Below are 18,850 nucleotides of genomic sequence, written 5' to 3' on the forward strand. Positions count from 1 at the left end.
GTAATGATGAAAAAAATGAAAAAATTACTTATTTCCAGTGCTCTTGTTACTACAACTTTGTCTGCAATAACAATTTCATGTGGAAATACAGAAGTAAAAAAGGAAGAAAACTTTGATGCAAAAGTGAAATCAGTTAATATATACAATAACTCTGCATTTGTTAAAATACAACTGCTTAAAACTTACAAAAATACAGATATTTCCGTATATTTAAGCAAACCATCACAATACGATATACCTAAAATTAGTATTTCTTCTGATATATTAACAATTAGTTTTCATAATCTAAAAGCTAATACTGAATATCAAATTGACAAAATTTTTGCTAAAAACAGTGAATTAAGATTCTCACAATCTGATAAATTAAAATTAAAATTTAAAACACCAAAAAACGAACAAAATCCTAAAACTGATGCAAGCATCTTGTCTGTTTATTCAGATTCCACTACTGCTCAAATTAATTTAAAATTAACTAATAAAAATTTAGATATAACTAAGTTATCTGCAACTCTAAATCCTGCTGCAAATGCTGTAATTACAAGAAAAAACGATGTAATTACTATTAGTTATAACAACCTCACCCCTAATACTGATTATAATTTATCACAACTAAAAATAGGTAATACTATTTTAAAATTATCTAACAGCGATCAAAATAAATTATTTTTTCATACAGAATCCATTAAGCAAGAACTACAAATTGCTCAACTATCACTTTCTGAAGATAATAGCAAATTATATGTAAAACTAGCAAACGCAAATTCATCAATGTTTAAAAACGAAGCAAAAATAAAATTAAAAAATATTGATACACTTATTACCTCAAAATCATACGATGAAAGCACAAATCTATTGACTTTTGACATTTCAAGTATTACAAAACCAGAAGATAATAAATTGGTAATTTCATATTTAGAAATTGCTAAAAATCAATATCATAGTAATTTATCAATTAATTTTAATACCCCTACTAATCAACCTCAACCTGAACCAAAACCAGAAACACCACCAGAAGATACTAAACCAATTGATCAAAATCCACCAACAAATAATAATCCTGAACCAAGCAAACCAAATACAGAAAAACCAAGACCAGAAACAGACCAATTTACCATAAATTCTATCGACGTAACAAATGTTGCAACTACATCAGCATCACTAAGAATTTCATTTACATCCGATAGTAAATTACATAATCCAAATATACACACTTTTGATGCAATGTTATCTGATTCTGCTAGTTTACAAGTTACAAACTATAGTGAAGGAAATAATTTATATTTAAATTTTAGCAACTTAACTTCTAATACTACTTATAAACTTTCATCATTAAAATTAAATAATGTTGCTTTGAACTTACCAGACACTAATCCAAATTTTACAACAACAAATGTTAGTGATGAAACATTTGTTAGTGAAAACTTTAAAAGAGTTTTTAATGAATCACATGTTTTTGGTTCATATAGCAAAGAATTATTAAATGCAAATACATATACAGATACAACTGATGCTACAATTAAAGCAGATAGTTCACTAAGTGACTATTTTTCCTTTATTGATAGCAGCGACTATAATCAAGTTTCAAATGATGTTTTAATTCCACAAAAAACAACTGATATTGTTAAATCTACAATCGCTAATAACGGCATTAAGTTAGAAATTAAAACTGTTAATTTAGTTAACAATACACAACTTACTTTAAAATATAAAAAAGCATCTAAAGAACAACTTGATACAGCAACTGAATCAAGTATAAGTGGCGCTGTAAATAATAATTTAGTAACTTTTTCAATTAGTGGTTTATCTACAAATGATTTTGTAAAAATAACAGGATTAAGCAACGACTCTAATCCAATAGAACATTTTAGTGGATTAAATATTGTTTATGAAAATAAAAACTATACAACCGAATCAAGTGCTTTTGAGTTTAGCAGTGAAACTAATTTTGAGGCTAAAAGATGATCAAATAATGGTGTTTCTCTTGAATTTTTTGCTACTAAAAAATCAGATGCAGATTCCAGTGTAGACTTTCCAAAGTACTTTATTAAATATAAACAAAATAATACATTTGGTTATAAAGAATTAAATCGTTCAGCAATAGATGGTTCAAGCAATGTTCGTAAATACAACACATATTTAGCACCAAATGAAGCATTCATTTTTGATAATTATGTAGGATTATCCTTACAAAAAAACTCTGGAAGTGATTCTAAATATTATGATGTAAAATACTTTCCTGGATTTAACAGTTCTTCTGGTCAACTTACTAATAATTACCAAAACCCTATTTTAAATGTTTTATCATCAAAGGTAGAAAACAACAAAGTTGTTGTTAGATATTCTGAGTCTATCCAAGATAGCATAAGTTCAATTAAGTTTTTAGTTAAAAATTTAAATCCATTTGATCCTTATTCTAAGCTTATTAATGCAACAGTTGATAAAACCAATAACAGTGCTTCGTTTGATGTATCAGTTCTACCTAAAAATATCTCTAATTACATTATTACAGCAGCACAATTAGGTGAACAACAAACAGGATTTTCATTTTTAGATAAATATAAATTTAGTACACCGATATCAACTAAAACCTTTAATTTATCTAGTTTTACAACTTATATTGATCAAAATAATAAGAAATTATATGGATCAGTGAAATTTAATTTTGATGCACAAGACTTAAAACTGTTCAAAAATAAATGAATAGTTTTTGAACTAAAACCTGAAATAAAAGAAGGCAATGCCGATGCATATCAATTTGTTTTACCTACAACTTTAAAATTAATTGTTCCTTTTGAAAAACTATGAAAATTCCAAATTTCTGGATATTTTGAAAATACAAAATACACCATTTCTAAAATCTATGCAACCGAAAAACAAAGAATGGATATGTATTATGATAAATTTGAAATTTCCAATAATACGGAAAAATCCTTTAGATATCATTTTAATTATTCATCAAAAGGAAGCAGTCCATATTTATTAACTAATAATTTCGAAGTTAACACCACTACTTCTTATAATGACAATGATTTAATAACTCAAAATAAAAACTTAACTGTTGATGATTTAATTGGATATTGATTAAATAAAGAAACAAAAAGCAAAATTCCTTATTCATTACAAAACCATTTTGCTTTAGTTGAATACGAAAGAATGTGAAAATATCGTACACTTGAAGATGATAGTACTTTAGCTAAAAAGAACTTTATTTTAGTTGATGACTCAGGTAATCAACTTGATTATTACTTTTTTACACCACGTGAAATTCTTGCTAATACTATTTTCAAATTTGGTGAAAAACACCATTCAATTTGAATTGAAAAAGATTTAGATGAATATAAAAACTGAGAAGATTTTAAAAATGAAACATATTTTACTTTTAGATTTGAATTAGAAAATACTAAAATTATTACAACTAAAACTAATCGAAATTCTTCAGTTCCAGTTCCCCGTGGATTGTTATCATTTGTAAATGTTTCAGTTTCTTTTAAAGAACTTTTAGAAAGACACACAATTGAAGATGCAAGTTTTACAATTACCGCAAGAAATGAAGATGCTTTATTTAATCAAACTTTAGTTGCAATAATGAAAGATAGATATTCCTTTAAAATTACTTATGATCAAAATAATAAAAAGTTAAAATTAGAAGTAATTCCAAAAAATTCTGATATTTATTTCACAGATATTTTATCTGAGCATATTTTAGCAAATAAATCAACAGCTTTTGTTGGAAATGTCTTTCTAACTATGAACTATGTTGATAATAAAGTTAATCCAACTAAAAATCCTTCATATCTAGCAAAAGCACTAAAAGATTCGATGTCAATTTCACTCACTGAAACTATCCAATCACGTCAGCAAGCTGAAGAAGGAAAAAGAAACAATTCTTCCTATGATAAATTTCAACAAATATCAAAATTAAAAACTGAAGAAGGAATTGTTAAACGCCTTTATTTAGAAGATAAATTTGATGTATTAAACGATGTAAGAAAAAGAACTTTCGCTTTTGATTACCATGGAAGAGGAACATGAGGTTTATTCAACAAAGTAAAACCAGATGATCCAAACGATCATCGTTACTACATTGTCTCTAACTCCCATAATATCGATTTGCTAGATGATGGTTCTAGTCCTTCATGAGTAAGAGCAGGTCAATCACTAGATGGATTAAACATTGAAAAAAGAACAAGAAGTAATATCCTATCTCCTATTTTCTTAAATAGACCTACTGCTAATACACCTAATAAAGAACCCATTTTAGAAAATCATGGTTTAGGGCACAATATGATTAATAATTTAAGTATTGAAATGGTTTCACACTTTTTTGCAAATGGTAAATCTGATGAAGATTCCTATAAAGATCCTTACTTTCAAGATTTTCGCGATAACTATGGAAATCCACTTAGCAGAGGTGAAAAATATTCAGATATCACTGTTGCAATTATAGACATCTCTTGATTTGAAAATAATTTTGCAAACAAAAATATAGATAGCACTGATTTTACCTTTGAAGGTAAAAAACTCAGTGATGATCAAAAACGAATTATTAAATTCTTTTTAAACTGAAAAACTGCTAAAGAAATTAAAATTTCTAATGAATTATTACATCAAAATGCTTACAACAATTTAAATTGACTTGTTGGTTCTATGCCAGGACAAAATTCTAAAAACCCTGATTCTCCAGTAGGCAAAAACGGACAAACTCGTTTCCGTGAATATTTATTAGGAAACTTCAGATTCCAAGGAAATATTAATAGTCTTGGTTCTTTAAATCATAAAAATGAAACCATTGTATATGGTTGAAATAGTGTTGATTTTGCAGCTGGTTCATCAGGTTCTAATGTTTTTGATAGTCAAGGTAATTTAGCTGGACTTGTAACACAAGATCAAGATGGACAAACTGCAGAACAAGGAACTGCTTCAATTATGTTACTGGATGGACAAAGAATTGGTTACATTGGTAACGGACACAATCCTCAAAATCCTTATTCATTTTATGAAAAAATTCGTTTACTTTCATACTTATTCCCAGAACAATATGGAGCAAAACATTTTCTGAAAAACCTGCAGATTTATTATAATTTCAAAAACACCACAAAAGTATGTGGTGTTTTTAAATTCAAGGTTTGCAAAGTTGTTTAACCCGTCTTTCCCAGTTGACGGGATTTTTTCTTTTTTTTCATATATTTAATACTATGTATTAAAAAAATATATTTTTTCTTTGAAAATCTTTCTATTATGGTATAATTACAATATGAAAAATCATTTTATACTTGAATGTAGTAATGGGAATGCTAAATATGCAACCGTTGTAAAATATTGAGAAAATAAAAAAGGTTATAAAAAAATTGCAAGTTTAGGAAATATTGAAAAATTAGAAAAAATAAATCCAAAATATTTAGAGATAATGAGAAAGAAATTGAGAGAAATTGATCCTAAAAACTCAGCAGAAGAAATAAAAAATATTTTATTAAGTGAAATTAAAAAAGATAATATTGAAAAATTTCTTAAAATGACTGAGATAAATCTAATTTATAATGTTGTCAAAAAATTAAATATTTTTGGTTCATTAAAAGAAAGTAAACATAAAGATTTAGAAGGAATTTTAGAATATCAAATAGCTTCAAAAATTCTTTATGAACAAAGCATTTTCCAAAGATTCAAAAACAAAGAAAAATTCGATAATAAAATAACAACTTCTAAAAATTCTTTTTATAGATTTCTTGATGTTTTAGTTGATAATGAAAAAGAAATTTTTTCCAATTTAAACAACATTATCACAAATGAAACAGGAAGAGATATCGAATTAGTTTTTTATGATTCTTCAACTGTTTATTTTGAATCTTTTCAAAGAAATGGACTAAGAATTCCGGGTTATTCTAAAGATGGAAAATTCAAAGAGATTAAGTAGTTATAGGAATGGCAACAGATAGTAATGGTATTCCGATTTTTATAAAAGTTTTTAAAGGAAACACAGCAGATTCAAGCACAATGATTCCTTTTATTGAAGAAATGAAGAAAAATTACAATCTCAAAAAAGTTACTATTATCGCAGATAAAGGAATGTCAATAAACAAAAATCTCCGTTATTTAGAGCAAAAAAACATTGATTTTATAATTTCTTATAGGTTAAAATCATCAAGCAAAGAATTTAAAGAATTTGCACTTGCACAAGAAGGTTATATTGATATAAACCAAAGCTTGAAATACAAAGAATATCACTATAATTCCCATTGAAACGGAAAAAGAGTTAATGATACAATAAGAAGAAGAATCGTTGCTTTTAGTAAATCGAAAGCAAAAAAAGATTATGAAGATAGACAAATATTAATTAAAAATTTCCAAAAAAGACAAAACAAAATTGGAAGAGTTAGTGCAGAAGAAATTATAGGAATTAAAAAGTATAAATTCTTTAAAAGAGTAGGGAAAATGGAATTCGAACTCGATTATGAAAAAATCATAGAAGATGAAAAATTCGATGGACTCTATGTTTATGAAACTTCTAGACTTGACTTAAGTCCAGAACAAATTATTGAAATATATCACAAACAATGACAAATTGAAGAGAACTTTAGAACTCTAAAAAACACACTAAAAGTTAGACCAATTTATGTATGAAAAGATTCTCATATTTTAGGACATTTTATACTTAATTTTTTAGCGTTAGTTGTATTGAAATATTCCATTTTCTTAATAAATAAATTTTATAAAGATAATGGTGTTGTAGATAAAATAACAAATGATAAATTCATTGAAGCATTCAACTCTCAAACAAGTGTTGTAACTGAATTTAAAGGTGAAATAATTAAAGTAGAAACTTTAAATTATAAAACCGATGAAAACAACGATAATATCAAGTATTGATACGATATAAAAAGAGTTTTATCAAAAATGGTATAAAGAAAAAACAAAAACAATAAAATCAACCAAAAAAATGGTTGATTTTGTCTTTTTGCTATTAACTGGGAAACTCGGGTCATAAAAATGAAACCATTGTATATGGTTGAAATAGTGTTGATTTTGCAGCTGGTTCATCAGGTTCTAATGTTTTTGATAGTCAAGGTAATTTAGCTGGACTTGTAACACAAGATCAAGATGGACAAACTGCAGAACAAGGAACTGCTTCAATTATGTTACTGGATGGACAAAGAATTGGTTACATTGGTAACGGACACAATCCTCAAAATCCTTATTCATTTTATGAAAAAATTCGTTTACTTTCATACTTATTCCCAGAACAATATGGAGCAAAACATTTTTCTGAAAAACCTGCAGATTTATTATAATTTCAAAAACACCACAAAAGTATGTGGTGTTTTTAAATTCAAGGTTTGCAAAGTTGTTTAATATCATCTTTATTAATAGGTTAAATTTTACAAATTTATATCTTTTTTATTATTTTAATATTTACTAATTTAACAAGTAAAGTATAAAGAGAAAAAGACTAAAATGCCTTAAAATAAAGTAAAATCGATAATATAAACTTTCAACTGGGAAAGAAAATAGTATAATTTAAAATTTTTATTTTTCTTTATTTTGAAAGTCCAATAATTTAGCTGCTTGTTCATCTAAAATAATAGTTACATCTTTATGTAATCTTAAAAAACTTGCAGGTAAATTACCAGAAATTTCTTCTGTTATCATTCTTTTAATTGCTTCTGCTTTGGAATTTCCAGTCGCAATTAAAAGAATTTTTTTTGCTTCTAATATAGTTCCAATCCCCATGGAAATAGCTGTTTTAGGAACTTCATTTTCATTATTGAAATATATTTTATTAGATTGAATTGTGCTTTCTGTTAATGTTACTTCTCTTGTCCTATCATAAATTTGAGAACCCGGTTCATTGAATGCAATATGTCCATTTGTTCCAATTCCTAAAATCATTAAATCAATTCCACCACTATTTTTTATTTTTTCTTCATAGATAAGTGAATTTTTTTTAATATCACCAATTCCATTAGGTAAATTAATATTTTTTTTAACAATATCAATATGATTAAATAAATTTTGATACATAAAATAATGATAAGAACAAGGATTTTCATTAGAAACTCCAACATATTCATCTAAATTAAAAGATGTGACTTTTGCAAAGGAAATTTCTTTATTTTTATACATTTTAATAAGATTTTTGTATGTTAAAATAGGTGAATTTCCTGTAGCAAAACAAATTTTTAAATCCTCTTTTTTAAAAATTTGTTCTTTTATTAAATTAGCAGTAAATTCTGCTACTTTTTCTTCATTATTTTTAATAAATATTTTCATTATTTCACCACTTCTCCATTTATATAAACTTTTTTTATTGAATAATTTTTTGAATCTAAAATTAAAAAATCTGCTAAATAATTTTCTTCAATTTTACCTAAATTTTGAATTCCAAGATATCTAAAAGCATTATATGAAGTCATTTTTACAGCTTCATTTAAAGAATAACCTAATTTTAAAATATTTTTAAATGCATCATGTATTACTATTCCTGAACCTGCTATTGTATTTGTTGCAAGTAATTTGATAACTTTTGCCTTTTTATAAACAACAAGATCACCAGAAACACTCTCTCCATCTTTATAATAAGCAGGTTTAATAGCATCAGAAATTGCAATAATTTTATCCACTCCTTTTATATCAATTGTGAATTTTACAGTTTCTTTTTTAATATGAATAAAATCAATAATCATTTCACTATAAACATTTTTATTTGATAAGGTTGCTTGTGCTATTCCGGGATTTCTTGAATCCACTCCAGACATTGCATTTCACAAATGACAAACTGAATCACACCCATTTTCAAAATATTTAGAAGCTAAAGTAAATGATGCAGATGAATGACCTATAGAAGGAAAAATTTCTTTCTTTTTCATAAATTTTAAAATATCTAAATTTGCCATTGTAGGATCAAAGGAAATTCTTTTCAATTTATTATTGGAAGCAAATAATAGTTTTTGAATTTTAAATTTAGTTGCTTTTTTTAAAAATTCAGCACTATGAGCTCCTTTTTTATCAAAATTAATAAAAGGACCTTCTAAATGAATTCCTAAATTTCTAGAAACTGTTTTTTCTACAAGAGACATTAAATTTAAAGAGTCCAAAATTTTAGTTCATTGTTTAGACATTGCAGTAGGCATAAATGAAGTTGTTCCTAGTTTAGCTAATTTTTTAGAAACTTTATATAAAGATTCTTTATTATCCATAACATCATAATTTGCAATTCCATGAATATGTAAATCAACAAAACCTGGAACTATTAAATTACTTCCTTGTCCTTCTATTCGCTCTATTTTTAATATTTTATTTTTTTCTAAATAAATATTTGCATTGTCAATAGTATATTCTGGATTAATTATTTTACAGTTTTTTATTATTGTCATATTTCACCTTATTTTATTTTACAATTTATCAACAAAATAAAAAAAAGTTGCATAAATTATGCATAAGAATTTATAAATATTCATTAAATTTCAAAAAAAATGCATAAAATATTTATTTTATTTCATTAAAGTTCAAAATGTATAATAATTTAATTGTTAAAGACTTATTTAACACTAAGGAGGAAAAGTAAATGTCACTTTTCAAAAAAATTGACTTTAAAAAGATTGAAAAAATTCAATGAATATACATTTCACTATGAATTTTATTTTCAATTTTACTAATAACTGTTGTTTTATTGCTAACTCTTTACACAAAACCAAATTTAAGCAATGCTGAACTTCAAGCAGCAGCATTAAAAGTTAGAGCAGATGTAATTGCTTCTTTTGTTTTGGTTTTTGTAATTGTTTTCTTTGGAGCAATTCTTTCAACTGTTATTATACATGGATTCTTTATTAAAAAAGTGAAAGGAGTAAAACAAAAAAATGAGTAGTTTAAAAACAATGAATGCTGGAAAAGCTGGTTCAGGTTTTTTCAAAAAAATGTTAGAAAGACTTGGAAAAATTGGTACTGCTTTATTATTCCCTATAGCTATTTTACCAATAGCTGCTATTTTATTAAGAATCGGAGCTGATGTTCCGCAAGATACTACATTTTCTAAACTTATTCAAAATATTGTAACTCAGTCTGGAGATCTTGTTTTTTCAAATCTTTACTTGCTTTTTGCTATTGGCTTAGCATTTGGATTTACTAAATCAAGAAGGGGAGAAGCTGCTTTTTCAGGAGCTGTTGCAATGTTTATAGTTGCAAAACTCGTTCCTATTTTAACTACAGCTTTATATTCTCAAATTAATTTAGGAGAATCTTGAGCAAAAGATTCAAAAACTATAGTGCTTGGATTTGAAGCGTTATTTAGAGGTAAATACGAAGCAATTCTTGGAAACAATGTTTTAAGTGGAATTATAGTTGGTTCTTTTGTTGCTTGAATTTATAATAAAACTAATATGGTTGAATTACCAAAAGTGCTTGGATTTTTCTCAGGAAAAAGACTAATACCTTCATTAGCTGTTGTTTTTGCAGTAATTTTCTCAGTTGTTTATTCACTAATTTTCCCTTGAGTAGCATTTGTAATATTCAAACTATCTAAATTGCTTTCTGATGCAACAAGTCCAGGAGAAGCAAATACACTTTCAGTCAGATTCACAAGAGCTTCTATTGAAGGGGTTTATGGTTTCTTAAATAGACTATTAATCCCTTTTGGATTACATCATATCCCAAATAATTTATTCTGATTCCAATTAGGAAGTTTTGCTAAAGAAGGTGGAAAAGCAGATGAAGTTGTAAACGGAGATATCTTTATTTTCTTACAAGGAGTTGCTAAAAACAACCCAGGTGGATTATTCCAATCAGGTTTCTTCCCAATGATGATGTTTGGATTACCTGCATTAGTTGGAGCTTTTGTATATACAGCAGAAAATAAAGAACAAAAAATCAGAGTTATAGCTCTTCTTGGTTCTGCTGCACTTGTAAGTTTCCTTTCAGGAATAACAGAACCACTTGAATTTGCATTCCTTTATGCATCACCATTATTATTTGTTGTACATGCTGTTTTAACTGGTATTTTTGCTTTTATAACAGGTGCATTTGGAATTCAATTAGGATTTGGTTTTTCAGCTGGATTAATGGATTACATTTTAAGTATTCCTAAATCACTTGCTATAATTAAAGAATCAGGATTTACTGGTGCAAATAAAGTATTTGCAAACCCAGGTTGAATAATTCCTATCGGTGCTTTAACAGCAACTACATATTTCTTTGTTGGAACACTATTAATTAAAAAATTAAATCTAAATACCCCAGGTAGAGGTACAGGAAAAATTGCTGATGAAGAAATAGAAAACCAAAAATCAAGCAAAATAGAACAAACAGATTCTAAATCTAAAAGTACTTTATCTAAAAAAGCAGTAACCATCATAAAAGCATTTGGTGGTTGAGAAAATATTGTAGAATACAATAACTGTTCAACAAGATTAAGATATATTGTTAAAGATGGTTCTAAAATCGATGAAAAACTGATGAAAAGTGCTGGAACTTTTGGATTAATTAAAATTTCTGAAAATTCATTCCAAGTAATTATTGGTGTTGAAGCAGAACTTTTAAATAACCAAATAACCGCAAACATCGGTGCTCCTTTAGAATAATTAAAAAGTTCAAGTTATAAAAAGACTTGAATTTTTTAATCAAATTCTTAAGTTATGAATATAATTAAAGCAATATGAATAAAAACATTTTAATTTTTGACAAGGATTTAATTGAAGAAATTGATAAAAAGAACTTTTCTATTTCTTCTTTTAAAAAAATTTGAAATTTTATCGAGAAAGAACCTTTTAACTTTATTAAAACAAATTCAACGGATTTATCTAAAAAATTAGATATTTCTCAATCTACTGTTTCGCGTTTTGCAACAAAAATAGGGTTTGCTAGTTTTAAAGATTTACAAATTTATGTATCTCAAAGAATTCAATATAAAAAAGATTTAGAAATAGATATTAAAGATGAAAATAATTTAACTTTAACTCAAGTAATGAATAATATAAAATCACATTATCTTTTTTCTTTAGAAAGCACTTTAACTAATTTAAATCTAGAAAAAAACATTACAGATTATATTAATACCCTTTTAAAATACAGGAAAATGACAATTTTCTTTGGTGTTGGAGAATCTGCTCTTGTAGCAAAATACCTTGCAACCAATTTAAGAAAAATAGGTTTTAACACTATTTTTATCAATGATATCCACGAATTTTTTTCTTTTAGTAACTTATTAAAAGACCATATGCATATTACTTTAATTTCTAAAAGTTGCAAAACATTAGAAATTAAACAAATAAAGGAGTATTTAGACAAATTTTCCATTGCTACAAGCATATGGACTAAAAATAGCAAAATAACTGTTACTAAAAATGTGCAAAACGTAATATTTTTAGATAGTATTGAACAAAATTACAGAATTGGTTCAATTGGTTCAAAAATTTCTGCCTTTATCATTGCAGACATAATTTTTACTTATTTAAGTTCCAAAATAGATCATAAACAAACTATTTTTGCCAAAATTGAAAACAACATTGACCAGTGAAATAATTTAAATATTAAAGATAAAAAATAACTATAATAATAAAAAAGTTTTATAATATTATTAATAAAAATAAAAAATAGGAGAATAAATGAAATCAACAGTTAAAAAAACAATTGATGATCTACAATTAAAAGGTAAAAAAGTTTTAATAAGAGTAGATTTTAACGTTCCAATTAAAGATGGTAAAATTACTTCTACAAAAAGAATTGTAGCTTCTCTTCCAACAATTAAAAAAGTTATTAGTGAAGGGGGAAAAGCAATTGTCTTTTCTCACCTTGGAAGAATTAAAGAAGAAGCAGATAAAGCAAAAAAATCTCTTCAACCAGTTGCTATTGAACTTTCTAAACAATTAAATCAAGAAGTTCTTTTTATTAGCGAAACTAAAGGAAAAAAACTTGAAGATGCAATTAAAAAATTAAAAGATGGGCAAATTTTATTATTTGAAAATACAAGATTTGAAGATTTAAATGATAAAGCTGAATCAAAAAATAATCCAGAATTAGGAAAATACTGAGCTTCTTTAGGTGATGTATTTATTAATGATGCTTTTGGAACCGCTCATAGAGCACACGCTTCAAATGTGGGTATTGCTTCTAACATCAAAGAATCTGCAATGGGTTACTTATTAGAAAAAGAAGTGAAAGCACTTTCCAAAATTGTTACAAATCCAGAAAAACCTTTTGTTGCAATTATAGGTGGGGCTAAAATTTCAGACAAAATCGGTGTTGTATCATCACTTTTAGAAAAAGCTGATAAAGTTATTATTGGTGGTGGTATGGCTTATACATTCAATAAAGCTTTAGGTTTTAATATTGGAACTTCTCTTGTTGAAGAAGATAAGATTGAGTTAGCAAAAGAATATTTAAATAAATACAAAAACAAAATTATTTTACCAGTTGATCACGCTATGGGTAAATCTTTTGAAGATCAACCAAGAATTTTAAATGACTCAAATCCTTTACAAATTCTTGATAACACAATGGGACTAGATATTGACAAATATTCAATAGAATTATTTAAAAAAGAACTTGAAGGTGCTAAAACAGTTCTTTGAAATGGACCAATGGGAGTAACAGAATTTTCCAACTTTAAATATGGAACAGAAGAAGTTGCAAAAGCAATTTCTAAACTAAATGATGCTTACTCTGTAATAGGTGGGGGAGACTCTGTAGCAGCAGTTGAAAAACTTGGTTTTGAACAAGCATTTAGTCATATTTCAACAGGTGGTGGAGCTTCTATTGAATTCTTAGAGGGGAAAGAATTGCCTGGAATTAAAGCAATTCAAAATAAATAATTAACTAAATAAAATCTATTTTTTTAGATTTTATTTTTATATTTTACAAAAATGAAAAAACAAAAATTTATTAAAAAGTTATTTATTCCACTTGCTTCTTTTACTCCATTAATGCTTTTTTCTTGCTCAAACACTAAAAATGAAATTTCTGTGAAACCAACCAATGAACATCAATATGAAAAATCCAATGACTATAAAACTCTAAAGAATGCTAAGAAAACATTCTCTGATGAAGAAAAAAATATTTCTAAATTTTTTGAAAAAAAGATTGATAAAATCTCTCATGCAAAACAATTAGAAATATTAAAAGAATTTTTACAAGAACAAAATTTAACACTTTCTAGTGATATTTCTGTTAGTTCTGTAACTCTCCAACCAACAAGAATGTATTGAGCTTTTAAAATCAAAAATATAGAAGAATCCTTTGGTTTTGGTTTCTTTTACAAACAAAAAAGTAAAGAAAACAAACCAGAAAACCCTCAAAATCCTCCTTCAAAAGAACCCAAACCAACACAGCCAGTTACAAATCCTAAAGATAATCTCCCAGAAACCGAAACACCAAAAGAAAACCCAAACAACGGAATGCCACCTTATTTTGATCCTTCCAATGTTGAAAAACAATTAAGAGAAGCTAGAGAAAAACGAGAAAGAGAAGATCAAATAAAAAGGGATGATTTAGGTCCACAAGATTCTGATTTAATTATTTCTGAAAGTGAAGCTTATAATGAAATTTTAGATAGAAGTTTTGCAATTTCCTTTAATTCTAACGGAGTTGATCCTGAAGACAATCAATCTGGTGTAATAGCAAATAATCCAAATGGTACTGCTTGATTATTGGATTATGCTTGAAAAAATAATCAAGAAAATTCTGATGAATTAGTTCTTTTCCTTGCTACTAATGCTCACGTGTATCAACGTGCATATAATGCTTTAGATCAAAAATGAAAAACTGATTTTCCTGATTATTTCTCTAAAAATTCTACAGATTCAATTGAAAGTTTTAACATCGGTTTTGCTCCTAAAAACATAGCAAATAATGCTTCAATAAATAATTTGGAACACCCTGGACAAGGTAATAAAGCAATCTATTATACTAATGCAACATCAGCACAAACTACAAAGTATGATGACACAACATTAAATAGTTTTATTAAAACTACAAATGTTTTTGATAATCCAAAAACAGTCTTTGTTGCTACAAATTTCTTTGATGATCAAACGAATAAAAAATTAGTAGAAAGTGCTCAAAAACAAGAAGAAGACAAAAATAAAGATTTAGTTGTAGGAAAAGATTTTGCAGTCTTTTCATTAAAAATTCACTATAATAATTTGAAAAATGCAACAGATGCTAATTTAACTCAATTTAAAACTAAAATAGATAATGCAATTGCTGCATTAAAAAATAGTATCACAAGATCAAAAGGTAAAAATAATATACCTAATGTTGAAAATAATTCTATTCCTTATCTTGATATTGATTATGCAAGTCAATGATTAAATAAAGAAGATGCTAAAATTAATCAATATAATTCTAAAAATCGTTCTCACGCAAATCTTAAATCAATATACATTGCTGGTTATCCATCAACAGACAATCAACAATTTTGAATGCGTAATTACTCCAAAAATATAGAAAGAGACAGTGCAGCATTTGCACAAAGAGCAAACTTTACTAATGGCCAAGATGTTAAATCTGAACTTGATAATAATAGAACAATGAAAGGGATTGGTTATCAAGGTCTTATAAGTAATTCCGGTCTCTTTTGAGGTTCTTCTGGCTCATTAGCTCTTAATGAATATGGTATTGCAGTAGGAATTTTTGCAACAACAGCCAATAAAGGAGATTGAAAAGATATTTCTGGTAAAGGTGGCGTTGTCTTTCTAACGCAATATGCAGACGATGCTTTCTACGGACCAGCTCATAATTTAATCGATGGATCAAATAAACAAAAATATCCAAAACAAACAAAATCTTATAAAGAAAATCTTACCAAAATGAAAGCAGATTATGAAGGATTTACTCATACTGCTTTATTCCCTGAAGGAGTTTAAAAAATAAAATCACAGATGAATTTTTGTGATTTTTCTTTATTTTCGTTATTTTTGCTTTGGTTCTAAAAAGTATTCATCTAATTGTTCTTGTGTAACTTCTGAAGGTGAATCAATCATTAAGTTTATACCTTTTGAATTTACAGGGAAAGGAATAACGTCTCTAATGGATTCTGATTTTGTTAAAATCATAATTAGTCTGTCTAAACCAAAAGCAATTCCTCCATGAGGTGGAACACCGTATTCTAAAGCATTTAAAAAGAATCCAAATTGACTTTCTGCTTGTTCCTTAGACATTGAAATGGTTTCAAACATTTTTCTTTGAATTTCACTATCGTGAATTCTAATAGAACCTCCTGCAACTTCAAAACCATTTAAGACTAAATCATATGCTTTAGCTTTTGCTGATTTTGGATCACTTTGGAAAGTGTCAATTGATTGTTCTTGAAACATTGTAAAAGGATGGTGAGCAGCTGCATATCTTTTGTTTTCTTCATCGTATTCAAACATTGGTCAATTTACTATTCAAGCAAATTTATAAAGACTTTCATCAGCAAGTTTAAATAAATTATTTAATTCTACTCTTAAAGCTCCAAGTGATTGACAAACTTTTTCATATTCATCATTAACTATAAATAATGTTCCATCACTAAATTTTTGCTCTTGTATAAAATTGTTTATTTTTGAAAAATCAGCAATTTTAAAAGAAGTAGATGTTATTTGACCTTTTTCTAAAATTAAATAAAGTAATCTATTTCCTTTATTTTTACGAACTATTTCATCTAAATGTTTGAAATCTTTTTTTGAAATTGTTTCTTTTTCTAAAAAAAGAGTTTTTGTTGTAGAGTTACTAAATAAAAATTCATTTTCGTTATTTAAAATGTTTGCATTAATTAATTTATTTTGGTATCTTAAATCAGGTTTATCGCTACCATAATTATCGATTGCATAATCATAATCAATTCTTTGGAAAGGAATTTCTAAAGGAATATTTAATTTTGAAAACAGGTATTTCATCATTTTTTCTACAAGATTTTGAATATCTTTTTCATCTATAAAAGACATTTCAAGATCAAGTTGAAAGAATTCAAATTGTCTATCTTTTCTTAAATCTTCATCTCTAAAAACTTTTGCAAATTGGAAGTATCTTTCAAATCCAGAAACCATTAAAATTTGTTTAAATAATTGTGGTGATTGTGGTAAAGCAAAGAATTTTCCTTTAGTTCTTGTTGGTACTAAAAAATCTCTTGCTCCTTCTGGTGTTGATTTAGATAAAATTGGGGTTTCGATATCGATAAAATCATTTTCATCTAAGAAATCTCTTAAATATTTAAAAACTTTATTTTTAAAAATAATGGTGTCTTTTAAAATATTTCTTCTTAAGTCTAAAAATCTATATTTTAATCTTAGTTCTTCAGATACATTAATTTTATCATTAATTTCAAAAGGCAATTCTTTTGATTTAGAAAGAATAATTAATTCATCAGCAATAACTTCAATTTGTCCGGTAGCTAAATTATCATTATATTCTTTTCTTTCAAAAACTTTTCCTGTAACTTGGATTACATACTCTTTAGCAATAAACAAGTTTTTTTCTTCATTATTAAAGATAATTTGTGTAATTCCTCAACGATCTCTTAAATCAATAAAAGTGAAATTTTTAAATTTTCTTATGTTATGAACTCAACCATATAAAGTAACTGTTTGTCCTACATTTTTTATATTTAATTCGTTATTATTAATTAATTTCATTGTGTATTTCCTTTATAAAAGCTTTTATATCAACTATTTGCAAAATCTTTTTTTCATTTGTACTAAGGTTTTTTAATGTTAGTTCTGTATTTTTTTGATTCTTTTCTTTAAATAAAATATATTTTGCTTTAATGTTTTCTGCTTTTGCAAAAATTTTAGCTATTTTTTGAATTTCTTTATTGGATTCTACCTTAAAGTTGTGTTTTCTTAATTCTAGAATTAGTTTATTATTTATATTAAATTCATCTTCATTAAAACTTGCTACATAAATATCAATTCCAGAATTATAATTAAAATCATTATTAAAGTCTAAAATTTCAATAATTCTTTCAACTCCAATTCCAAGTCCAATTGCAGACATTTGTGGACCATTTAGTTCTCAAAAAAGATTATTATATCTTCCACCACCAATTAATGTACTTTTAGAACCAAGAGCTTTTGAACTTGACTCAAACTCAAAAACAAAATCATCATAATAATCAAGTCCACGAACTAAAAATTCATCTACTTCAAAATCAATATTTTGTTTTTGCATCAACTCCTGCAATTTATTAAATTCATTTTTTGATTTTTCATTAATAAAGTCTAAAATTTTTGGTGCTTGTTTGATAAATGTTTTAGTCTGTTCTATTTTATCATCTAAAATTCTTAAAGGATTTTTTTCTAATCTAATAATTGATTCTTTTTCTAATTCATCTTGATGAGTAATCAAATATTTTTTTAATTCAACTAAATATTTTTTCCTGTCTTCTCTTGAACCTAAACAGTTAATTTTTAACTTTACTTCTTTAATTTTTAAAAGTTCTAAAAATCTTGTAGCAAAACTTATAATTTCAAAATCATATAGATAATTGCTTTGGCTAATATATTCAATTCCAGCTTGATAAAATTGTCTAAAACGTCCTTTTTGTGGGCGTTCATAACGAAACATAGGTCCAAAATAAGCAAACTTATTATTATTTATATATAACTTATTTTCCAAAATAGCCCTTACTGTTGAAGCGGTTCCTTCCGGTCTAAGAGCTAACTCTCTATCGGATTTATCTTTAAATAAATACATTTCTTTATTTACTATATCCGATGTTTCTCCAGATGTTCTAATAAATAAATTTGAATATTCAAAAATTGGAGTTTCTATATATTTAAAATTTCAATTTTTTATAATATTAAAAAAAGTTTCTTGTATTTTTTGTAACAAGAACACTTCTTTATCGTATATATCTTTTGTGCCTTTTGGTTTTATATACATTTTT

Annotated in this window: 13 protein-coding genes; 9 read left to right on the forward strand and 4 right to left on the reverse strand. The window is 26.2% G+C overall.

What is annotated here, in order from left to right; translation table 4 throughout:
- Positions 1 to 6: 6 nt before the first annotated feature.
- The 4 genes from ACR34G_RS03245 to ACR34G_RS03260 all read left to right on the forward strand — a co-directional run bounded on the left by ACR34G_RS03245 (position 7) and on the right by ACR34G_RS03260 (position 7,286).
- Entirely contained in the window at positions 7 to 5,142 is a 5,136-nt protein-coding gene (locus ACR34G_RS03245; protein WP_436358526.1) for a hypothetical protein, read from the forward strand.
- Positions 5,143 to 5,254: 112 nt separating this feature from the next.
- The gene (locus ACR34G_RS03250) at positions 5,255 to 5,911 is read left to right on the forward strand and encodes a hypothetical protein (RefSeq protein ID WP_436358527.1); all 657 of its coding nucleotides are present in this window, start codon (positions 5,255 to 5,257) and stop codon (positions 5,909 to 5,911) included.
- A gap of 8 nt (positions 5,912 to 5,919) precedes the next feature.
- Entirely contained in the window at positions 5,920 to 6,900 is a 981-nt protein-coding gene (locus ACR34G_RS03255; protein ID WP_436358528.1) for an IS1634 family transposase, read from the forward strand.
- Positions 6,901 to 7,130: 230 nt separating this feature from the next.
- Entirely contained in the window at positions 7,131 to 7,286 is a 156-nt protein-coding gene (locus ACR34G_RS03260; protein WP_436358529.1) for a hypothetical protein, read from the forward strand.
- Between the two features lie 235 nt (positions 7,287 to 7,521).
- On the opposite strand, the gene nagB is transcribed toward ACR34G_RS03260, so the two are convergent.
- Together nagB and nagA are read right to left on the reverse strand one after the other, a co-directional pair.
- Positions 7,522 to 8,265: a glucosamine-6-phosphate deaminase gene (gene nagB, locus ACR34G_RS03265; protein ID WP_436358530.1), complete on the reverse strand. Its 744-nt coding sequence runs from the start codon at positions 8,263 to 8,265 to the stop codon at positions 7,522 to 7,524.
- Positions 8,265 to 9,368 carry an N-acetylglucosamine-6-phosphate deacetylase gene (gene nagA / locus ACR34G_RS03270; RefSeq protein WP_436358531.1) on the reverse strand — a complete coding sequence of 368 codons (1,104 nt, stop codon included), beginning with the start codon at positions 9,366 to 9,368 and terminating at the stop codon, positions 8,265 to 8,267. Before nagA ends, nagB begins: the two co-directional genes overlap by 1 nt.
- Before the next feature lie 191 nt (positions 9,369 to 9,559).
- On the opposite strand from nagA, the gene ACR34G_RS03275 reads away from it, so the two are divergent.
- The 5 genes from ACR34G_RS03275 (at position 9,560) to ACR34G_RS03295 (ending at position 15,848) form a co-directional block, all read left to right on the forward strand.
- Positions 9,560 to 9,859 carry a hypothetical protein gene (locus ACR34G_RS03275; RefSeq protein ID WP_436358532.1) on the forward strand — a complete coding sequence of 100 codons (300 nt, stop codon included), beginning with the start codon at positions 9,560 to 9,562 and terminating at the stop codon, positions 9,857 to 9,859.
- Positions 9,852 to 11,567 carry a PTS transporter subunit EIIC gene (locus ACR34G_RS03280; RefSeq protein WP_436358533.1) on the forward strand — a complete coding sequence of 572 codons (1,716 nt, stop codon included), beginning with the start codon at positions 9,852 to 9,854 and terminating at the stop codon, positions 11,565 to 11,567. Before ACR34G_RS03275 ends, ACR34G_RS03280 begins: the two co-directional genes overlap by 8 nt.
- A 74-nt stretch (positions 11,568 to 11,641) precedes the next feature.
- Positions 11,642 to 12,532 carry a MurR/RpiR family transcriptional regulator gene (locus ACR34G_RS03285; RefSeq protein ID WP_436358534.1) on the forward strand — a complete coding sequence of 297 codons (891 nt, stop codon included), beginning with the start codon at positions 11,642 to 11,644 and terminating at the stop codon, positions 12,530 to 12,532.
- Between the two features lie 58 nt (positions 12,533 to 12,590).
- Positions 12,591 to 13,796 carry a phosphoglycerate kinase gene (locus ACR34G_RS03290; protein ID WP_436358535.1) on the forward strand — a complete coding sequence of 402 codons (1,206 nt, stop codon included), beginning with the start codon at positions 12,591 to 12,593 and terminating at the stop codon, positions 13,794 to 13,796.
- A gap of 51 nt (positions 13,797 to 13,847) precedes the next feature.
- Complete coding sequence (locus ACR34G_RS03295) at positions 13,848 to 15,848, forward strand: MIP family Ig-specific serine endopeptidase (protein WP_436358536.1); 2,001 nt, start codon at positions 13,848 to 13,850, stop codon at positions 15,846 to 15,848.
- A 45-nt stretch (positions 15,849 to 15,893) separates the two neighbouring features.
- Here the strand turns inward: ACR34G_RS03295 and aspS are convergent, their stop codons facing one another.
- The gene (gene aspS / locus ACR34G_RS03300) at positions 15,894 to 17,597 is read right to left on the reverse strand and encodes an aspartate--tRNA ligase (protein WP_436358537.1); all 1,704 of its coding nucleotides are present in this window, start codon (positions 17,595 to 17,597) and stop codon (positions 15,894 to 15,896) included.
- On the reverse strand, positions 17,584 to 18,846 hold the full coding sequence (gene hisS / locus ACR34G_RS03305; RefSeq protein WP_436358538.1) for a histidine--tRNA ligase: 1,263 nt from the start codon (positions 18,844 to 18,846) through the stop codon (positions 17,584 to 17,586). The genes aspS and hisS overlap by 14 nt, the downstream gene beginning before the upstream one ends.
- Positions 18,847 to 18,850 lie beyond the last annotated feature (4 nt).

Origin of the sequence: Mycoplasma sp. 480, from assembly GCF_051353065.1 — a bacterium.
GTDB lineage: Bacteria > Bacillota_I > Bacilli_A > Mycoplasmatales > Metamycoplasmataceae > Mesomycoplasma_A.